The 644-nt window shown below is 43.5% G+C and carries 1 protein-coding gene; it reads right to left on the bottom strand.

The window, feature by feature from the left end; translation table 11 throughout:
- Positions 1 to 312: hypothetical protein (locus tag Q4557_RS19845; RefSeq protein ID WP_303415065.1), on the bottom strand; the 312-nt coding region annotated here is incomplete at its 3' end.
- Positions 313 to 644 lie beyond the last annotated feature (332 nt).

Genomic DNA, 644 nt, shown 5'->3' with positions numbered 1-644 from the left:
CAGGCCTTTAACTGGCGAGATAATTAACCGTTCGGCATAAGCAAAACCCAAATGCTCCTCTACCCACAATCGCTTCTCTGTGTAACAAAGTGGATTCTTGACTGACGGCGCAGTCAGTATATATGGGTCGTATCGCTCATCGGCCAAAAAGAACTGCATCGCATCGATGGCATTAGGTAGTGGTGACAAGTTAATGAAGAAAGATGGCTGGCTTTGTGGGTATTCAATATCTGGTCGCAAGCGCCTAGCCTGCTGAAATGCGGATTTGTAATCACAAAGCGTATCGTCCATATCGATATAAACAATTTTCATCCTAGCCTTTCTCCTTCTAAGTAACATGAATACGGGGTCTTAGCCTTTTTCAGCTACGACAACACCTTGCCCTTTGAGCGCGTAGTTCGAACGCTAGCCTTGATGAATTGCACAAAACTGGCTGCTTAATTTGCATTATTTGCTTGAGCTGGGATGACGCTTTCGACTTAAACCAATCCACCTCAAACAGCAGAGAGGAGCGCTTAAATATATTATAGTGGTACAGCTCATTTGGCCACATAGGTAGAGTTTTCGACTTGAGGAAAAGCAAGCCAGACTTCTAAGTCTTAAAACTTGATTCAATCCCTTTCTAACAAACAAAGGGGCATAAA

This window comes from Shewanella sp. 5_MG-2023, assembly GCF_030547465.1.
In the GTDB taxonomy this organism is placed as follows: domain Bacteria; phylum Pseudomonadota; class Gammaproteobacteria; order Enterobacterales; family Shewanellaceae; genus Shewanella.
Note: the sequence above shows the minus strand (reverse complement) of the source record. Positions and strands in the feature narration are given on the sequence as shown.